Genomic DNA, 20,380 nt, shown 5'->3' with positions numbered 1-20,380 from the left:
GGACCACTCGAATGCCGGGAGTATCTACCGGCCAAGTAATGGCACCAACCCTTTTGGTGCAGTCGCTTACAATTTCTGTACATTCTCGATACAAATCATGACAAGCGTGCTGTCGTGGGAGCTACGGTTGATTGCGTGAACGCCATCGAAGATTTTTCAGGCCGCCGCACAGGGCGATTGAAGGGTTTGTATCAACGCCGATACCTGCCTTTGGTCAGCCCCGCGATTTGTTGCACGAAAGTACCTAAAGCTTCGCCGCGCGCCGACGATACGCTGGTGTACCCCCGCCGCTTTTCCCCGACTCCACAATAAAAAATCGCAGCTCAAGGACCGGTATCCATGCCCGCATTCCGCACCATTCAGGCTCGCTACACCCTGTTTCTGGTTCTGTTCATCCTGTTGCTGTCGGTACTGACCGTGGTCGGTATCAGCCAACTGGTCGCGCCCAAGCTGCGTCATACCGAAGAGCAGGTGGTGCTCAACCGCATCGCCGAAGTCGCCGAGCAGATTCAGGGCGAGCTGAACAAGGTTCAATCGCAGCAGCGCAGCATCACCCAGACCATTCCCCTGCTCGACAGCGCGGCCATCGACACGGTATTGCCGGGGCTGGTTGACCAGTACGGCGAGCTGAAAGTGTTTGGCGGCGGGATCTGGCCGCTGCCGGGACAGCGTGAGGCCGGGCGCAACAAATTCAGCACCTTCTGGCACCGTGATGCCTCGGGCAAACTGGCGGTGAACACCTTCTGGAACAGCGACGCCGCGCCCAACTACTACGACCAGAGCTGGTACAAGGGCGGCATGCAGACCCCGCGCGGCCAGTGCGCCTGGGCAGCAGCCTATAAAGATGACGCGAGTGCCGAGCCACGCACCAACTGCGCCATGGCGATCCAGAAAAACGGCAGCGCCTGGGGCGTATCGACCATCGACGTAACACTGGGCTTCTTCAACGACCTGGTGGCGCGCAAGGAAAAAGACCTGAACGCCGAAATGCTGATCGTCGAAGCCGACGGCAAGATCATCAGCAACAGCTCGCGCATCAGCGGCCCGATCGTGCTGAAGAACATCAGCGAACTGGCTGCCGGCTCGACCTTCGCCAGCCAGGTCAAGGCCGGCCTGCAGAATCGCGATCAGGCACAACGCGTCGAGTTCGACAACAACGGCGAGGCCAGCACCTTCTTCATGCGCCCGATCGAGGGCACGCCGTGGTTCCTCGCGACCGCCCTGCCGACCAAGATGCTCACCGCTCAGCGTGACGACGTGCTCAGCACCCTGAGCCTGCTGCAGATTCCGCTGGTGATCCTGCTGGTGCTGTTGCAGGTCTATGCGATCCGCCAACTGGTTTCGCGGATGAAAGCGCTGAAAGCCAACATCGACTTGCTGTCCAGCGGCGATGCCGACCTGACCCGACGCATCACCATCCGTGCCGAGGACGAACTCGGGGCCATCGGCCACTCGATCAACACCTTTATTGCCTACTTGCAAAACATGATCGGTGAAGTGACCCAGGCCACCGGCGCGATGGCGACGAGCCTCGACGACCTGCAACGCACCTCGGCGCACACCAGCCAGATCCTGTTGCGCCATGCTTCAGAAACCGACCAGACCGTCACCGCCATCACCGAAATGAGTTCGACCGCCGACAGCGTCGCGCAGAACGCCGCTGAAACCGCCGCGTTCACTCAACGCGCCAATGAAAACGCCGACCGTTCGCGGGTGGTGGTGGGTGAAGCGACCAACAGCGTGGTGGCGTTGATCGATGAAGTGGCCAGCGCCACTCAGAAAGTCGAGAACATGCAGCAGGACGCGCAACGCATCACCGAGATTCTCGGGGTGATCGGCGCCATCGCCGGGCAGACCAACCTGCTGGCCCTCAACGCCGCGATCGAAGCGGCCCGTGCCGGGGAACAAGGTCGCGGGTTCGCCGTGGTGGCCGATGAAGTGCGCGCCCTCGCCGCCCGCACCCAGGCCAGCACCTCGGAAATCAACGAAATGCTCACCCGCCTGACCCAGGGCGTGAGTTCCTCGGTCAGCGCCATGGAAAACACCCAGGCCAGTTGCCAGTCCGCCGCCGACGCCACCGCCCGGGTCACTTCGGGGCTGGATGAAATGGCCGGTTCGGTCAGCCACATCAACAGCCTCAGCACGCAGATCGCCACAGCAGCCGAGCAGCAAAGTGCGGTGACCGAAGAGATCAACCGCAGCATGGTGCAGATCCGCCACATGGTCGAAGAACTGGTGCACAGCGGCCAGGCCAGCGAAACCAACACCCGCCAGTTGCTGGAAGCCAACAGCCGGGTCAGCGCGATCATGGGGCGGTTCAAGGTTCGTTGATTGCCCCAGCAGCCTGATGTGGAGAGGGAGCTTGCTCCCGCCGGGTCGCGAAGCGGCCCCGACGCTGACACCGCGATAGACAGGTCACCGAAATTGACCGATTGGCGACTGCTACGCAGCCGAGCGGGAGCAAGCTCCCTCGCCACGGAAGGCATCTCCATTCTGCCTGACAGATTTGTAATGCCGCACTCAGCAGGCTGTCAGGCTTGATTGACGATCATCCTGCCGGCCTTTTTTGTATCAACTTGAAACACTCCGTTGATGCCGGGCAGGATAATCCGGTCAAAATGGCCGCCTGGAAACTCCCACCTGTGGCAAGCCACAGGTTCATCTCTGGTTTGTCTGCGAGTCGAGAACCCCTCATGCGAAATCCTTTGCGACTGGCCGCCCTCGGCGCCTTGCTCCTGTCCTCACTGGCCCAGGCCGCCGACCTGATCCCGATCGAAGTCCATCGCGACGCCAATTGTGGCTGCTGCAAAAAATGGATCAGCCACCTCGAAGCCAACGGCTTTAAAGTCGAAGACCACGTCGAAAGCGACATGAGCAGTTTCAAGCAGCAACACGGCGTGCCACCGCGCCTGGGCTCGTGCCACACCGCGCTGATCAACGGCAAGTTCGTCGAGGGCCATGTTCCGGCTGAACAAGTGCTGGCCCTGAGCAAACGCGACGACCTGCTGGGCGTGGCCGCACCGGGCATGCCGATGGGTTCGCCGGGGATGGAAATGGACGGCATGAGCGATGCCTATCAAGTGATCGGCCTGAAGAAGGACGGCACGGACGTGGTGGTGGCGGACTACCCGGCTCACTGATGGCCGCCGGTTACGTCGGGCTGTTCGCGGCGGCGTTCGGCGCGGCGACACTCTTGCCGCTGCAATCCGAAGCGCTGCTGGTCGGCCTGATCGTCAGCGACCGCTACTGGTTGTGGGGGCTGCTGGCCGTGGCGACGCTGGGCAATGTGCTGGGTTCGCTGGTCAACTGGTGGCTGGGACGCGGCATCGAACGCTTTCAGGATCGGCGCTGGTTTCCCGTCAGCGCGAAGCACATGGCCAGCGCGCGCAAGCACTATGAGCGTTACGGTCACTGGTCACTGCTGCTCAGCTGGTTGCCGGTGATCGGCGATCCGCTGACCCTGATCGCCGGCGTCATGCGCGAGCCACTCGGGCGCTTTGTGTTGATCGTCACCGTCGCCAAGGCTGCGCGTTACGCCGTGGTGGCGCTGCTGACTTCCGGTTGGCTGGGTTGAACATTTCGCCGCGGCGGTTGCCTGTGGTTAACGTCGCCCTAATCCCGCCGTTCCAGCATCGGCCGATTTCAATGGAGTTTGCCCCTATGTCCGTCACGCTGACCCGCTGGCTGCCCGGCCTGTTCCTGACGGCCGCGTTGCCGCTGTTTGCCCAGGCTGCCGCGTCCACTGATGCAGTGCCCGAAGCGGGCCCCACGTATGGCCCGGAGCTGCAAGGCTTCCAGTATCCCTACACGCTCAAGCACTTTGCCTTTCAGTCCCAGGGTAAATCCCTGCAGATGGGTTACATGGACGTCGCCGCCCACGGCAAAGCCAATGGCCGCACCGTGGTGCTGATGCACGGCAAGAATTTTTGCGCTGCCACCTGGGACAGTTCGATCAAGGCCTTGAGCGAGGCCGGCTACCGGGTTGTCGCGCCGGATCAGATCGGTTTCTGCACCTCCAGCAAGCCCGACCACTATCAGTACAGCTTCCAGCAACTGGCGAGCAACACCCAGCAACTGCTCAAGGCACTGGGCATCCAGAAAGCCACCCTGCTCGGTCACTCCACCGGCGGCATGCTCGCCACGCGCTACGCCCTGTTGTTCCCGGACCAGGTCGAGCAACTGGCGCTGGTCAACCCGATCGGCCTGGAAGACTGGAAAGCCCTCGGCGTGCCCTGGCGCACGGTCGATCAGTGGTATCAGCGGGAACTGAAGGTCACCGCCCAAGGCATTCGCGACTACGAGCGCAGCACCTATTACGACGGCCGCTGGAAACCGGAATTCGAGCGCTGGGTCGACATGCTCGCCGGCCTGAGCAATGGCCCGGGCAAGACCCAGGTGGCGTGGAACTCGGCGCTGATCTACGACATGATCTTCACCCAGCCGGTGTACTACGAGTTCAAGGACCTGAAGATGCCGACCCTGTTGCTGATCGGCACCTCCGATACCACGGCCATTGGCAAAGATCTCGCTACCCCTGAGGTCAAGGCGAAGATCGGCCACTATGACGTGCTCGGCAAACAGGTCGCCAAGCTGATACCACAGTCGACACTGGTGGAATTCCCCGGCCTCGGCCACGCGCCGCAGATGGAAGAACCGGCGAAATTTCATCAGGCCTTGCTCGGCTGGCTGAACAACCCGAATCCCGTTCGTTGATGAGGTAAGGCTGATGGCGGTGCAGATTGCAGTAATTGATGACTGGCAGGACGTGGCACGGGATGTGGTCGACTGGTCGGTGCTCGACAGCATCGGCGAAGTGACGTTTGTACATGATTACCCGGCGGACAACGCCACACTGGCCGAGCGACTGGGCCAATACCAGGTGATCTGCGTGATGCGCGAGCGCACGCGTTTCGACCAGGACCTGCTCCAGCGCCTGCCCAACCTCAAGCTGCTGGTCACCGGCGGCATGCGCAACGCAGCGCTGGACATGCAGGCGGCCGCCAGCCTCGGGATCAAGGTCTGTGGCACCGACAGCTACAAACACGCGGCGCCGGAACTGACCTGGGCGCTGATCATGGCCGCCACGCGCAATCTGCTCAATGAAGCCAACGCCCTGCGCGCCGGCGGCTGGCAGCGGGGGCTGGGCGGCGACATGCATGGCCAGACCCTGGGCATCCTCGGTCTTGGCAGCATCGGTCAGAAGGTCGCGCAATTCGGTCAGGTGTTTGGTATGCGCGTGATCGCCTGGAGCGAAAACCTCACCGCTGAACGCGCGCAGCAGGCCGGCGTGACCTACGTCAGCAAACAGCAATTGTTCGAACAGGCCGATGTGCTCTCGGTGCATCTGGTACTCAGCGAGCGCAGTCGCGGACTGGTCGACGCCCAGGCGCTGGACTGGATGAAGCCGACAGCGTTGCTGGTCAACACCGCCCGCGGGCCGATCGTCGATGAAGCGGCGCTGATCAAGGCGTTGCAGAAACAGAAGATTGCCGGGGCGGCGCTGGATGTGTTCGATCAAGAACCGTTGCCGGAACTGCATCCGTTTCGCACCCTGGACAATGTGCTGGCCACGCCACATGTGGGGTATGTCAGCCGGCAGAACTATCAACAGTTCTTTTCGCAGATGATCGAGGATATTCAGGGTTGGGCGACCGGGAGCCCGGTTCGCCTGTTGAACTGACCGCAATTTCTCGTTGCGGTGCGCCCTCCGACGCCATCGCGAGCAGGCTCACTCCTACACATTGCAATGCGTTCCTCTGTAGGAGTGAGCCTGCTCGCGATGAGGCCCGCACAGACACCCGATCAACAATCTGCCCGCACCACAACAGTGCACCCTCCCTTTGCACTAGCACAAAATCGTGACCGACCAGTCACCGTTTTGGCCCTCTGCAGCAAAAAAACCTGCACTTCGTCGGTGCGTTTCTGTCTGCAGACCACGGCTTTCGCCGCCTGCCAACCGATTGTCGAACAATTTACCCCTTTGCTCTGGCCCGCTCTAGGATCTGGCCTAGACTGATTTTCGCGGGGTAAAACCGCCCGGTCACATAGCCGAAAAATTGTCGAAACTTTTGCTGATTGCGGCGGGTCATCTGAAAGGCAGGGTCAACGCGACTGGTGCAATCCTTGCAACGGCCCCTTCACCCATTCTGCTTTGCACGTGTTGGGTAGCGTTTGCTCACCGATGCGTGGCGCGTTTGCGCCCGGCCACAGGATTTGGCCACAGCTTGTTCGATACAAGAATCAGATCAACGACACGGGAGATTCATATGATCAGTGCGGCATTGGAAATTCAGGGAGAGCGTGCTCAGCAAGCGGTTGGTGAATCGAGCACCGTGAGTCTTCCCGGCAGCCGGTCGATCAGCGTCCCGAGCACCAAAACGCTGACGCCCGTCGCCAGCCAGAACCCCAACAAGAAAAAAGTATTGTTCGTGACCTCGGAAATCGCCGATCTGGTGAAGACCGGTGGTCTGGGTGACGTCTCCGCCGCCCTGCCCCGCGCCATGGCGCACCTGCACGATGTGCGGGTGTTGATCCCCGGCTACCCGCAGGTGATGCACAGCGAAAACCCGATCCACATCATCGGCGAGCTCGGCGGTCATGCCGCGTTGCCACCGTGCAAGATCGGCCGCATGGACATGCCTGACGGCCTGGTGATTTACGTCCTGATCTGCCCCGAACTCTATGAGCGCGAAGGTTCGCCGTACGGCGCCAACAACGGCCGCGACTGGCCGGACAACCATATTCGTTTCGCCCGCCTGGGCCTGGCCGCTGCCGACATCGCCGCCAACCTCGCACAAATCCACTGGTGCCCGGATCTGGTGCACGCCCATGACTGGCCCGCCGGTCTGGCGCCCGCCTACATGCACTGGCGCGGGCAACGCACGCCGACCCTGTTCACCATTCACAACCTCGCCTATCAAGGCGTGACCAGCCTCGGCTCGTGCCCGGAGCTCGGCATTCCGACCCATGCCCTGCAACAGGAAGGCATGGAGTTCTACGGCAAGATGTCGTTCCTCAAGGCCGGCATGGCGTATTCGAGCCATATCACCACGGTCAGCGCGACGTATGCGCAAGAGATCACCACCCCGGATTTTGGCTGCGGTCTCGACGGCTTTCTCGCCGCCAAGACCCAGCAAGGCTTGCTCAGCGGCATCCCCAACGGCATCGACGAGAGCTGGGATGCTGCGACGGATCCACACCTGTTCGCGCCGTTCCATATCGGCGACTGGGAAGGCAAAGCGATCAACGCCGCCCATGTACGTGAACTGTTCGGCCTGCACGATTCCACCGGGCCGTTGTTCGCCGTGGTCTCGCGTCTGGTTTATCAGAAAGGCCTGGACCTGACTCAGGCGGTGTCCGAGTACATCGTGCAGAACGGCGGCCAGATCGCAATCATCGGTCGCGGCGAGCCGGAAGAAGAACAGGCCATGCGTGAACTGGCGCTGCGCTTCCCCGGGCAGATCGGCGTGCGCATCGGCTTCAATGAAACCGACGCCCGGCGCATGTTTGCCGGCAGCGATTTCCTGCTCATGCCCTCGCGCTACGAGCCTTGCGGCTTGAGCCAGATGTACGCGCAACGATTCGGTTCGTTGCCAGTGGCGCGCAATACCGGCGGGCTGGCCGACACCATCGAGAACGGTGTCACCGGCTTCCTTTTCGACGAATCCACCGCCGACAGCTACCGCGAAGCCCTGAGCCGCGCGTTCAAGGTGTTCGCCTTCCCCGAGCTGCTCAACGCCATGCGCTGCCGGGCCATGGCCGCGCCGTTCAACTGGTGCAAAGCGGTCGAACCCTACGCCGAACTTTATGAACAACTGGTCGCCAAGGCGCTGGGTAAAGCCGGCCACAAATAACTCAGGGAGTTTTTTCACGATGCCGTTACGGACCCAAGATAACTGGCCCCACGGCGCGATCATGCAGGACGCCGAACACACGCAATTTGCGCTGTGGGCACCGGATGCGTTTTACGTCAGTGTCGAACTTGCCAACGGCCAGTCCCTGCCGATGCTGCCGCAGGGTGATGGCTGGTTCGTGATCAAGACCCGGTGCCCCGCGGGCACCCGCTACCGCTACAACATCGACGGCGAACTTGAGGTGCCCGACCCGGCCTCCCGCGCCCAGGATGGCGACCTTGACCGCCACAGCGTGGTGGTCGATCCGCTGGCCTACCAATGGCAGCACACCACCTGGCAAGGTCGGCCGTGGAGCGAAGCGGTGATTTACGAGCTGCACGTCGGTGCGCTCGGCGGTTTTGCCGAAGTCGAGCAACATCTGGCGCGCCTGGTCGAGCTGGGGATTACCGCCATCGAGCTGATGCCACTGGCACAGTTCCCCGGCAGTCGAAACTGGGGCTACGACGGGGTACTGCCCTACGCGCCGCAAGCCTCCTACGGCACGCCGGAACAACTCAAGCATCTGATCGACAGCGCCCACGGCCTTGGCCTGGCGGTGATTCTCGACGTGGTCTACAACCACTTCGGCCCCGACGGCAATTACCTGGGCCGCTACGCCAAAGGCTTCTTCCGCGAGGACAAGCACACGCCCTGGGGCGCCGCCATCGACTTCCGCCGCCGGGAAGTGCGGGATTTCTTCATCGAAAACGCACTGATGTGGGTGCTGGAATACCGCTTCGACGGTCTGCGCCTGGACGCGGTGCACGCCATCGAAAGCCCGGATTTCCTGCCGGAACTGGCACAGCGCATCCGTCAGCAAATCGATCCGAGCCGTCATGTCTGGCTGACCGTGGAAAACGAGCTCAACCAGTCGAGCCTGCTCGAAGAGGATTACGACGCGCAGTGGAACGACGACGGGCACAACGCCTTGCACGTGCTGCTGACCGGTGAAACCGACGCCTACTACGCCGACTATGCGCTGCAACCGACCGAACAATTGGTGCGCTGCCTGAGCCAGGGGTTCGTGTTCCAGGGGCATATCACCCGCCACGGTGAACCGCGCGGCGAGCCGAGCGAGCACCTGCCCTCCACCGCCTTCGTGCTGTTCCTGCAGAACCACGACCAGATCGGCAACCGCGCCTTTGGCGAGCGCCTGCATCAACTGGCCAACCCTAAGGCGGTGCAGGCGGCCACCGTGCTGTTGCTGCTGTCCCCGATGATCCCGCTGATGTTCATGGGCGACGAATACGCGGCGGAACAGCCTTTCCTGTTTTTCACCAGCCACCACGGCGAGCTGGCGGATCTGGTGCGCGAAGGTCGGCGCAATGAATTTGCAGACTTCAGCGCTTTCAGCGATCCGCACAAGCGCGAGCAAATTCCCGACCCGAATGCCGAACAGACCTTTCATGCCTCGCAACCACGGCTGATTGGCAGCGGTAGCGCGAAACAGCAGGAAACCCTCGCCCTGTACCGGCAACTGCTGCAGCTGCGCCACCGCTACATCATCCCGCATCTGTCAGGCACCCAGGCGCTCGGCGCCCACATGCTCGGCCACGGCGCGGTCAGTGCACGCTGGCGCCTGGGCGATGGCAGCGAGCTGCGAATTGACCTGAACCTCAGCGATACGCCAGTGGTCAACCCTCCACAGAGCGATGCCGTGTGGCTGTTTCAACAGCCGCCTGCGGTTGCCCTGTCGGAACCGGGCCAACTGCCCGCGTATTGCGCGCTTGTCAGCCTCACGGCCGCAACCCCCTTGCAACCTTTGGATGGAGAGCGCCTATGAGCGATGCGCAACTGGAAATTCTCGCCAGCAGAGCTGGCCTCGCCGTTGACTGGATCGACGCCAACGGCCGCCCGCAAAAAGTCGCCCCGGCGGTACTGCGCAATGTCCTCACCGGACTCGGGCATCCGGCCAATACCGCGCAGGAAATCGACGCCAGCCTGCTGCAATTGCAACAAGTGCAACAGGATCTGCACCTGCCGCCGCTGCTCACTGCCGACGTAGGTGTCGGCGTGGATCTGGCGCGCTATTTCGAACCGCAAACCCCGTGTGAGATTCATCTCGAAGACGGCTCGCGGCTTAACCTCAAGCTTGATGACAACGCCGTGCTGCCGGGATTGGTCCCGGTCGGCTATCAACAGGTGCACATCGCCGATCAGTATTTCACCCTGGCCGTGGCGCCGGAGCGCTGCTTCAGCGTCGGCGATGCGGTGGACAACCCGATCCCACGGGTCTGGGGTCTGAGCGCGCAGCTCTACGGTCTGCGTCGCCCCGGCGATGGCGGTTTCGGCGACACGCAGGCGCTGGAAGAATTGGTTCGGGTGGCCGGCGAGCGCGGTGCCGATGCGTTGGCGATCAGCCCGCTGCACGCGATGTTCAGTGCCGACACCGGGCGCTACAGTCCTTATTCGCCGTCCAGTCGTCTATTCCTCAATTCGCTGTATGCCGCCCCCGGGGCGATCCTCGGGGAACGGGCACTGCGCGATGCGATTGACGCCAGCGGCCTGGCCGAGCAATTCCAGCAACTGGAAGAGCTCAAACTCATCGACTGGCCGACTGCGGCCGACGCCAAGCAAAAATTGCTGCAAGCCTTGTACGACGGCTTCGTCGCCGGCGAGCATCCGCTGCACGCGGATTTCGCCAGTTTCCGCCACAGCGGTGGCGAAGCACTGGAAAACCATTGCCGCTTCGAAGCCATTCAGGAAATGCGCGCTGCCCGTGGCGAAAGCCTCGATTGGCGCGAATGGCCGGAACACTGGCACGACCCGCGCGGCGCCGCACTCGAAGCGTTTGCCGAGGAATACGCGGAGCGCATCGCTTACTTCGCCTTTTGCCAATGGCTGATCCACCGCTGCCTGGAGCGCGCACAAACCGCCGCGCGCAGCGCCGGGATGGGCATCGGCCTGATCGCCGACCTGGCCGTGGGTGCCGACGGTGCCGGCAGTCAGGCCTGGAGTTTTCAGGACGAATTGCTCGCCTCGCTGACCGTTGGCGCACCACCCGACATCCTCAACCGCTCCGGCCAGGGCTGGGGGATTTCCGCGTTTTCTCCCGAAGGCCTGATCCGCAATGGCTTTCGCGCGTTCATCGACATGCTGCGTGCCAACTTCGCCCATGCCGGCGGCCTGCGCATCGACCACGTCATGGGCCTGCAACGCCTGTGGGTGATCCCCAACGGTGCTGCCCCCGCCGACGGCGCGTACCTGTATTACCCGGTGGACGATCTGCTGCGCCTGCTGACCCTCGAATCCCATCGCCATCAGGCGATCGTGCTTGGAGAAGACCTCGGCACTGTGCCCGAAGGCCTGCAGGAAAAACTCATCGCCCGTTCGATTCTCGGCATGCGCGTGCTGCTGTTCGAACAGGACAACACCCGTTTCAAACCGATTCTCGACTGGCCGGACAACGCCCTGGCCACCACCACCACCCACGACCTGCCGACGCTCAACGGCTGGTGGCATGGCCGCGACATCGACTGGAATGCGCGCCTGGGCTTTGTCGACGCTAACGGTGAAATCGACTGGCGGCGTCATCGCCAGCGCGAACGCGAAGGCTTGCGCAGCGCCTTGAGCCAAGACCCGCAGAACTTCCGCGAAGAATCCCACGAAGCCGATCAGGTGGTGGACGCCAGCGTGCGGTTCCTTGGTCATACCCGGGCGCCGCTGGTGTTATTGCCACTGGAGGACGCATTGGGCATCGACGAACAGGCCAACCTGCCGGGTACCATCGACAGCCACCCGAACTGGTCGCGGCGGTTGCCCGGCAACAGCGAAGCCTTGCTCGACGGGGTCGATGCGGCACGTCGTCTGGAACTGCTGGCCTGCGCCCGCCTTCAGGCAGCCGAGCGTGACCAATGAACCAGACGCTCATCCAGCCACTGCGCGCGACCCTGCGCCTGCAATTTCACAAAGGCTTCACCCTGGAACAGGCGGTGCCACTGGTGCCGTACTTTGCCAGCCTCGGTATCAGCCATATCTATGCCTCGCCACTGCTCGCCGCGCGAGCCGGCTCGATGCACGGCTACGACGTGGTCGACCCGACCCAGGTCAACCCGGAACTCGGCGGCGAACCGGCGTTGCGGCGCCTGGTCAGCACCCTGCGCGAACACAACATGGGGCTGATCCTCGACATCGTCTCCAATCACATGGCCGTCGGCGGCGGTGACAACCCATGGTGGCTCGATCTGCTGGAATGGGGCCGACTGAGCCCTTATGGCGAGTTCTTCGACATCCAGTGGCATTCGCCGGATCCGTTGATGGAAGGCCAGTTGCTGCTGCCGTTTCTCGGCAGCGATTACGGCGTCGCGCTGCAGGAAGGCACGCTGAAACTGCATTTCGATGCGCAGCAGGGACGCTTCCACGTCGAGCATTACGAGCATCACTTCCCGATCTGCCCGAATGACTACGGTGACCTGCTCAAACCGGTCGAAGCGCTGCAGTCGCTGGCCGAGCGTTTCAGCGCCCTTAGTTACCAGACCGACGCTCATTCGCTGGCGCTGCCGCTCAAGGCAGAGTTGCGCGAGCTGGCAGGCGATCCGCAGATCCTCAAAGCCATTGAGGCCAACCTGACGCATTACGACTCCACCACCGAGGAAGGTTTCGACAAACTGCACCAGTTGCTGGAGCGCCAAAGCTACCGCCTGGCGAGTTGGCGCACCGCTGCCGATGACATCAACTGGCGGCGTTTTTTCGACATCAACGAACTCGGCGGCTTGCGCGTCGAACGCCCGGCAGTCTTCGAAGCGACCCACGGCAAGATCTTCCAGTTGATCGCTGAAGGGCTGGTCGACGGTTTGCGCATCGACCACATCGACGGCCTCGCCGATCCGCGCGGTTACTGCCGCAAGCTGCGCCGGCGCCTCGACCTGCTCGCACCAGGGCGGCATTTGCCGATCTACGTCGAGAAGATTCTCGGCGCTGGCGAAACCCTGCGCCGCGACTGGGCGGTGGATGGCAGCACCGGTTACGAGTTCATGAATCAACTGTCGCTGCTGCAACACGACCCCGACGGCGAACACGTACTCGGCGACCTCTGGCAGCGGCGTACCGAGCGCCCGGCGGCGTTCATCGAAGAAGCGCAACTGGCGCGCCAGCAGATCCTCAATGGCTCGCTGGCCAGTGACTTCGAAAGCGTCGCCCAGGCCCTGTTGCAAGTGGCCCGGGACGACCTGATGACCCGCGACCTGACCCTGGGCGCGATCCGCCGGGTGTTGCAGGCGCTGATCGTGCATTTCCCGGTCTACCGCACCTATATCAGCGCATTGGGCCGCCCGGCACAGGATGAACATTTCTTCCAGCAGGCCATGGACGGTGCTCGCCAGACGCTTGGCGAAGGCGACTGGCCGGTGCTCGATTGCGTCGCTGCGTGGCTCGGCGGCACACCGTGGCGGCACAAACCGCGCGGGCGCTCGCGCAAGATCCTCAAGCACGCCTGCGTACGCTTCCAGCAACTGACCTCACCGGCAGCGGCCAAGGCAGTCGAAGACACCGCGCTGTATCGCTCGGCGGTGCTGCTGTCGCGCAATGACGTCGGCTACAACACCGAGCAGTTCAGCGCGCCGCTCAGCGACTTCCATGCCATCAATCAGCTGCGGATGGAGGCGTTTCCCGACAACTTGCTGGCCACCGCCACCCACGATCACAAGCGCGGCGAAGACACCCGGGCGCGGCTGGCGGTGCTCAGCGAACGCAGCCACTGGTACGCCGAACAGGTGGAGCTGTGGCGCGCCCTCGCCCGGCCGCTGCGCGACGACGATCAACTGCCGTCGTCCGCTGATGAACTGATCCTCTATCAAGCGTTGCTCGGCAGTTGGCCGCTGCAGCTGCGCGATGACGATCAGGCAGGTTTTGCCGATTACGCCGAGCGCATCTGGCAATGGCAACAGAAAGCCCTGCGTGAAGCCAAGCTGCAAAGCAGCTGGAGTGCGCCCAACGAAGCCTATGAAAACGCTGCGCAGACCTTCACCCAACGCCTGCTGACCGGTGACGAAGGCGAACTGCTGCGCGCGGCACTGAGCAAGACCGTCAACAGCATCGCCGCCGCCGGTGCGCTCAATGGTCTGGCGCAAACCTTGCTGCGCATGACCGTGCCGGGGGTGCCCGATCTGTATCAGGGCAACGAGTTCTGGGACTTCAGTCTGGTTGATCCGGACAACCGCCGGCCGGTGGATTACGCCGCCCGCGAGCAGGCCCTGCATGCGCATGCAGAGGTCGAGAAGTTGCTGGCGAACTGGCGTGACGGGCGCATCAAGCAAGCGCTGATCGCCCAGGTGCTGAACCTGCGCGCCGAACACGCCGAGCTGTTCCGGCGAGGCTCGTACCAGGCCCTGGAGGTGCTGGGCAGCCAGGCGCATAACGTGCTCGCGTTTGCCCGTGAACACGAGGGGACGTACGCCATCGTGATCGTACCGGTGCGCTGCGCGACGCTGCTGGAAAACAGTGCCATCCCTCAGGTCGATGCGCTGCGCTGGGGCGATACGCGGGTGGTTTTACCGTTCGCCGCCTCCGACACAAACCTGAAGGGACTTTTTCACAGCAGCGCAGTCACAAAAAACAGGGAGCTGAACGTCAGCGCCGCGCTGGGGGATATCCCGGTCAATCTCTTTATCCAACTCTTTACGTAACGACGAGTTCAGTTCAGGAGCATTGCGATGAGTACCGACGATAAACGCATCCGCGAGTTCGCCTATCAGATCTGGGAATCAGAGGGCAAACCTGAAGGTCACGAAGCACGCCACTGGGAGATGGCGCGCAAACTGGCTGAAGCCGAGGCTTTGGCGCCGAAGAAATCGCCGAAGGCAACCGGCAGCAAGACGGCCGGCAAGACGGCCAGCAAAGACACCGACAGCAAAGCCGCAGCGGCCAAACCCAAGGCTGCGGCGGCCGCCAAGGCCAAACCGGCCGGCGCGGCGAAGGTCGTTCCGCCGGGCGAAAAGGCCCCCGAGAAAAAGCCCCGGGCAACCCGCAAGCCCCCGGCCAACTGACCCACCCGGATTATTGAACTGAATGACCGTGTGGCGAGCTTGCTCGCCACCGAGGGCCAACTCGTCCTCAAGAAATGTGAAAAACCCTGACTGGAGAGCGTTTTGTGGTGAGGGGATTTATCCCCGATGGGTCGCGCAGCGGCCCCAAAGCAGCAATGGCGATGTCTCAGACATTCCGCGTGCACAGGTTTTGCGACTGCTTCGCAGCCGATCGGGGATAAATCCCCTCGCCACACAATCTGCTCCCGTAATTGATCAGTTATTCGAACCAACCCGTTTTGCAGGAGCAATCATGTCCAGTCCCAAAAAAGCCGAGCCCGCAACGCACGCCGAGCCGTCCAGAATCCGTGAAGGCCTGCCCTTCCCGCTCGGTGCGACCTGGGATGGGCTGGGGGTTAACTTTGCACTGTTTTCCGCCAACGCCACCAAGGTTGAACTGTGCATCTTCGATGATGCCGGTGAAGTCGAACTCGAACGCATCGAACTGCCGGAATACACCGACGAGATTTACCACGGCTATCTGCCGGACGCCCACCCGGGGCTGATCTACGGTTATCGCGTCTACGGCCCGTACGACCCGGCCAATGGTCATCGCTTCAACCACAACAAGCTGCTGATCGACCCCTACGCCAAGCAATTGGTCGGCGAGTTGAAATGGTCCGAAGCACTGTTCGGCTACACCATCGGCCATCCGGACGCCGACCTCAGTTTCGACGAACGCGACAGCGCGCCCTTCGTGCCCAAATGCAAAGTCATCGACCCGGCGCACACCTGGGGCAATGACCACCGCGTCAGCGTGCCGTGGGACAAAACCATCATTTATGAAACCCACGTACGTGGCATCAGCATGCGGCACCCTTCAGTGCCGGAGAACGTGCGCGGCACATTTGCCGGGCTGATGGTTGACGATGTGCTCGAACACATCCGCAAGCTCGGCGTGTCGTCGGTGGAATTGCTGCCGATCCATGCCTTCGTCAACGACCAGCACTTGCTGCACAAAGGCATGACCAACTACTGGGGCTACAACAGCATCGCCTTCTTCGCCCCGGACCCGCGCTATCTGGCCAGCGGCAAGATCGCCGAATTCAAGGAAATGGTCGCGCACCTGCACGAAGCCAATCTGGAAGTGATCCTCGACGTGGTCTACAACCACACCGCCGAGGGCAACGAACAAGGCCCGACCCTGTCGATGCGCGGCATCGACAACGCCTCGTACTACCGGCTGATGCCCGACGACAAGCGCTTCTACATCAACGATTCCGGCACCGGCAACACGCTGGACCTGAGTCACCCGTGCGTGTTGCAAATGGTCACCGACTCGCTGCGTTACTGGGCCAGCGAGATGCACGTCGACGGGTTCCGCTTCGACCTGGCGACCATCCTCGGCCGTTATCACGACGGTTTCGACGAGCGTCACAGCTTCCTCGTCGCCTGCCGTCAGGACCCGGTTCTGCGTCAGGTGAAAATGATCGCCGAACCGTGGGACTGCGGCCCCGGCGGCTATCAGGTGGGCCACTTCCCACCGGGCTGGGTCGAGTGGAACGACAAGTTCCGCGACACCGTCCGTGCGTTCTGGAAAGGCGATGACGGCCAGGTCGCCGATTTTGCCAGCCGCATGACCGCATCCGGCGAAATGTTCAACCAGCGCGGACGGCGGCCGTATTCGTCGGTCAACTTCATCACCGCGCATGACGGTTTCACCCTCAATGACCTGGTGTCGTACAACGACAAGCACAACGAAGCCAACGACGAGAACAACCAGGACGGCAGCAACAACAACCTGTCGTGGAACCACGGCGTCGAAGGTCCGACCGACGACCCTGAAATCAATGCGCTGCGCCATCGGCAGATGCGTAACTTCTTCGCCACCCTGCTGCTGGCCCAGGGCACACCAATGATCGTCGCCGGCGACGAATTCGCGCGGACTCAGGATGGCAACAACAACGCCTATTGCCAGGACAGCGAGATCGGCTGGGTCAACTGGGATCTGAGCGAGGACGGCAAGGCACTGCTGAAGTTCGTCAAACGCCTGATCAAGTTGCGCATGGCTTATCCGATCCTGCGTCGCGGACGTTTCCTGGTCGGCGAATACAACGAAGACATCGGCGTCAAGGACGTGACCTGGCTTGCGCCGGACGGCACCGAGATGACCACCGAACATTGGCACGACGCGCACAACCGTTGCCTGGGCATGCTCCTCGATGGCCGCGCGCAGGAAACCGGGATTCGCCGCAAGGGCGCCGACGCGACCCTGCTGCTGGTGGTCAACGCGCACCACGACATCGTCAACTTCCAGCTGCCGGAAGTGCCGGAAGGCAGTTTCTGGACCTGCATGATCGACACCAACCAACCGGCGATTCGCGGTCAGGAACGCTTCGAGTTCGGTCACGAATATTCCGTCACCGGCCGTTCGCTGCTGCTGTTCGAACTGCAACGCGAAGAAGAAGACTGATATGGACCTGCACAATTATCTGGCACGCCGCCCGCCGGACTATCGCGACACCGCGGCGCTCGGCCACTGCCTGCGGGCGCTGGTCGAGGCCGGGCTGGATCAGTTGCCGTTACCGGGCAGTGGCCGCACGCTGGAGCGTTTTCAGCGCCTGGCGGAAGTCGGTGGACACGATCTGGGCTTGTGCAAGCTCTATGAGGGTCACACCGACGCGTTGGCGATCATCGAACAACTCGGTGGTTCGCCGACACCCGGCAGCACCTGGGGCATGTGGGCCGCAGAACCGCCTCAAGCGCGCGTGCAAGCGCGCCCGGCCGGGCACATGGTCCGTCTCGACGGGCGCAAGGCCTGGTGCTCCGGGGCGGCGGTGCTCAGCCATGCGCTGCTCACCGCGTGGGACGCCGATGAGCGTCAGCAACTGGTGGCGGTGGCGCTCGATCAACCCGGCGTGAACGTCACCGATCAAGGCTGGCAAGCGGTTGGCATGGGCGCCACCGGCAGCGTCGAGGTGCTGTTCGACGGCGCCGAGGCGCAGGCCATCGGCAACCCCGGCGATTACCTGCAACGCCCGGGTTTCTGGCAAGGCGGAATCGGCATCGCCGCGTGCTGGTACGGCGCGGCGCAACAGCTTGCCCAAGCGCTGCGCCAACACTGCGCACAACGCCAGGAACCGCATGCCCTCGCGCATCTTGGTGCCGTCGATTCGGCGTTGCATGCGGCGGCCAACGTTTTGCGCTTCAGCGCGCTGCACATCGATACTTACCCCGAGGCCCACGCCGAACTGCTCGCCCGACGCGCCCGTGCGGTGGTCGAAGACACCGCCGAACAAGTCCTGCGTGAAGCCGGACGGGCATTGGGTGCGGGACCGTTCTGCAAGGACCGCCACTTTGCGCAATTGAGCGCCGATCTGCCGGTATTCCTGCGCCAGAGCCATGCCGAGCGCGACCTGGCGGCCCTCGGCCAATGGCTGGCCGAACACCCCGAGGAGGCCTGGACCCTATGAATGCCGCCAGCAAACCCGATCCGATCATCGGCCACCAGGGCACTTCGCTGCTGCAATGGCAACACTCCCGGCACCTTGCGGCGCTGGACAGTGTCGATGTCCTCAGTCTGGTTCCACCGGGCGCCCGTGCGGTGATTGTCGCCCCGCACCCGGACGACGAAGTGCTCGGCTGCGGCGGCCTGTTGCAGTTGCTGGCGGCCGCCGGGCGTCAGTTGCAACTGATCTCGGTCACCGATGGCAGCGCCAGTCATCCCGGTTCCGCACGCTGGCCCGTCGAACGCCTGAGCGTGGTGCGGCCGCAGGAATCGGCCGAAGCCCTGCGCCGCCTCGGCGTACCGCTGCACCGGATGAAATGGCTACGCGGTGGTTTCAGCGATAGCCAGGTCGCCGCGGATGAGCCGTCGCTGGTCGCGTTCATCGAACGCCACCTGCGCCCCGGCGACGTGGTGTTCAGCACGTGGTGCGAGGACGGCCATTGCGATCACGAAGCCGCGGGGCGCGCCAGTATCGAAGCCGCGCGGCGGGTCGGCGCCACTTGTCACGAATTGCCGGTGTGGACTTGGCATTGGGCCTCCCCCGAAGACGCCTCGGTGCCGTGGCAACGCGCGCGCAAGATTCTGTTGTCAGCGGAGCAAGTGGCGCGTAAACGCCACGCGGTGCACGCCTTCGCCAGCCAACTGGAAGGCGACCCGCAAGCCGGGCTGCAACCGGTATTGGCGCCGTACGTGCTGGATCGTCTGCTGCAACCGTTTGAAGTGGTGTTCCTATGAGTGTCGATGATCGCTATTTCGACGGGTTGTTCAGCGCCAACGACGATCCCTGGGCCTTTCGCGAACGCTGGTACGAACAGCGCAAACGCGCCATCACCCTCGCCGCCCTGCCCCGCGCACGTTATCGGACGATCTTCGAGCCCGGTTGCGCCAATGGCGAACTCAGCGCCGAACTGGCTGAGCGTTGCGACCGCCTGCTGTGTTGCGACACCGCCAGCGCTGCAGTGAATCTGGCCCGTACCCGTTTGAGTCTTTTTGACCACGCCGAAGTGCGCCAGAGTCGTTTGCCCGACGACTGGCCGGAGGAAAAATTCGACCTGATTGTATTTAGCGAAATCGGCTACTACCTCGATGCCCAGGATCTGACAGAAGTGATCCGGCGCATCAGTCAATCCCTGACGGCTGACGGCCAATTACTGGCCTGTCACTGGCGCCCACCGATTGACCAATGCCCGCTCAATGCGCGTCAGGTCCACGACCTTATCCATGAGCATCTGGCGCTGCCGCGTGTGGCGCTGCATCAGGAAGCGGACTTCCTGCTTGAAGTCTGGAGCCGCGAACCGCGTTCGGTGGCCGCACTGGAGGGTCTGCGATGATCGGTATTCTGATTCCTGCGCACAACGAGGAAGCGCTGCTCGGGCAATGCCTCAGCGCCGCGTTGCGCGCCAGCAAGCACGGGCTGTTGGCCGGCGAACGGGTGGAAGTGCTGGTGGTGCTCGACAGTTGCACCGACCGCTCGGCGCAGATTGTCAGTGACTTTCCAGTGCTGAGCCTGCACATCGACGCGCGCAACGTCGGTCAGGCCCGGGCCGCCGGCGCGCAAGTCCTGCTGGAGCGCGGTGCGCGCTGGATCTCCTGCTCCGACGCCGACAGCCGCGTGGCGGATGACTGGCTGGTGGCGCAGCTGGGCCTGGGTGCCGACGCGGTGTGCGGCACCGTGACCGTCGAGCACTGGGATCAGTCGTTCAATGAGTCAGCCCAGATCCGCTATCACCGCCACTATCAGGCCCGTGACGGCCATCGGCACATCCACGGCGCCAACCTCGGGATCAGCGCCGACGCCTACCGCTGGGCCGGTGGCTTCCCGCCGCTGGCCTGCGATGAAGACGTGCAACTGGTGCGGCGCCTGGAATTGTCGGGGGCGGACATCGCCTGGAGTCATCGCCCACAGGTGCACACCAGCGCGCGCCTGGACAGCCGCGCGCGCGGAGGATTCGGGGATTATTTGCGGAATCTGGCACAGATCGATCAAAAAAAACCGGGTCAGTTTGATCTGTGACGCG

The 20,380-nt window shown here is 62.9% G+C and carries 15 protein-coding genes; all 15 read left to right on the top strand.

Annotated features, from left to right (window positions below; all coding sequences use genetic code 11):
• The first annotated feature begins 339 nt into the window (after positions 1-339).
• Complete coding sequence (locus J5M57_RS08045; protein WP_207849473.1) at positions 340-2,331, top strand: methyl-accepting chemotaxis protein; 1,992 nt, start codon at positions 340-342, stop codon at positions 2,329-2,331.
• Between the two features lie 362 nt (positions 2,332-2,693).
• On the top strand, positions 2,694-3,140 hold the full coding sequence (locus tag J5M57_RS08040) for a DUF411 domain-containing protein (protein ID WP_064587411.1): 447 nt from the start codon (positions 2,694-2,696) through the stop codon (positions 3,138-3,140).
• Positions 3,140-3,574, top strand: a complete 435-nt coding sequence (locus J5M57_RS08035) for a YqaA family protein (protein WP_207849474.1) — start codon at positions 3,140-3,142, stop codon at positions 3,572-3,574. The genes J5M57_RS08040 and J5M57_RS08035 overlap by 1 nt, the downstream gene beginning before the upstream one ends.
• A gap of 86 nt (positions 3,575-3,660) precedes the next feature.
• Positions 3,661-4,713, top strand: a complete 1,053-nt coding sequence (locus J5M57_RS08030) for an alpha/beta hydrolase (RefSeq protein WP_083369209.1) — start codon at positions 3,661-3,663, stop codon at positions 4,711-4,713.
• A 13-nt stretch (positions 4,714-4,726) separates the two neighbouring features.
• Entirely contained in the window at positions 4,727-5,680 is a 954-nt protein-coding gene (locus tag J5M57_RS08025; RefSeq protein WP_207849475.1) for a D-2-hydroxyacid dehydrogenase family protein, read from the top strand.
• 586 nt (positions 5,681-6,266) lie between these two features.
• Positions 6,267-7,853 (top strand): glycogen synthase GlgA, encoded by a 1,587-nt coding sequence (gene glgA, locus J5M57_RS08020; protein WP_207849476.1) that lies wholly within the window; start codon positions 6,267-6,269, stop codon positions 7,851-7,853.
• A gap of 19 nt (positions 7,854-7,872) precedes the next feature.
• Positions 7,873-9,675: a malto-oligosyltrehalose trehalohydrolase gene (gene treZ / locus J5M57_RS08015; protein WP_207849477.1), complete on the top strand. Its 1,803-nt coding sequence runs from the start codon at positions 7,873-7,875 to the stop codon at positions 9,673-9,675.
• Positions 9,672-11,750 (top strand): 4-alpha-glucanotransferase, encoded by a 2,079-nt coding sequence (gene malQ / locus J5M57_RS08010; RefSeq protein ID WP_064587405.1) that lies wholly within the window; start codon positions 9,672-9,674, stop codon positions 11,748-11,750. Before treZ ends, malQ begins: the two co-directional genes overlap by 4 nt.
• Positions 11,747-14,515 (top strand): malto-oligosyltrehalose synthase, encoded by a 2,769-nt coding sequence (locus tag J5M57_RS08005; protein WP_207849478.1) that lies wholly within the window; start codon positions 11,747-11,749, stop codon positions 14,513-14,515. Before malQ ends, J5M57_RS08005 begins: the two co-directional genes overlap by 4 nt.
• Before the next feature lie 27 nt (positions 14,516-14,542).
• Positions 14,543-14,875, top strand: coding sequence for a DUF2934 domain-containing protein (locus J5M57_RS08000; RefSeq protein WP_064587403.1), 333 nt, complete (start codon positions 14,543-14,545; stop codon positions 14,873-14,875).
• Positions 14,876-15,167: 292 nt separating this feature from the next.
• Positions 15,168-17,327 (top strand): glycogen debranching protein GlgX, encoded by a 2,160-nt coding sequence (gene glgX / locus J5M57_RS07995; RefSeq protein WP_207849479.1) that lies wholly within the window; start codon positions 15,168-15,170, stop codon positions 17,325-17,327.
• 1 nt (position 17,328) lies between these two features.
• Entirely contained in the window at positions 17,329-18,327 is a 999-nt protein-coding gene (locus tag J5M57_RS07990) for an acyl-CoA dehydrogenase family protein (protein WP_207849480.1), read from the top strand.
• On the top strand, positions 18,324-19,097 hold the full coding sequence (locus J5M57_RS07985; protein ID WP_083369216.1) for a PIG-L family deacetylase: 774 nt from the start codon (positions 18,324-18,326) through the stop codon (positions 19,095-19,097). The genes J5M57_RS07990 and J5M57_RS07985 overlap by 4 nt, the downstream gene beginning before the upstream one ends.
• Positions 19,094-19,693 carry an SAM-dependent methyltransferase gene (locus J5M57_RS07980; RefSeq protein ID WP_207849481.1) on the top strand — a complete coding sequence of 200 codons (600 nt, stop codon included), beginning with the start codon at positions 19,094-19,096 and terminating at the stop codon, positions 19,691-19,693. Before J5M57_RS07985 ends, J5M57_RS07980 begins: the two co-directional genes overlap by 4 nt.
• Complete coding sequence (locus J5M57_RS07975) at positions 19,690-20,376, top strand: glycosyltransferase (protein ID WP_064587398.1); 687 nt, start codon at positions 19,690-19,692, stop codon at positions 20,374-20,376. Before J5M57_RS07980 ends, J5M57_RS07975 begins: the two co-directional genes overlap by 4 nt.
• Positions 20,377-20,380 lie beyond the last annotated feature (4 nt).

This window comes from Pseudomonas sp. 86_A (genome assembly GCF_017491705.1).
In the GTDB taxonomy this organism is placed as follows: Bacteria; Pseudomonadota; Gammaproteobacteria; order Pseudomonadales; family Pseudomonadaceae; genus Aquipseudomonas; species Aquipseudomonas koreensis.
This window is presented reverse-complemented; position numbering and strand designations above follow the sequence as displayed.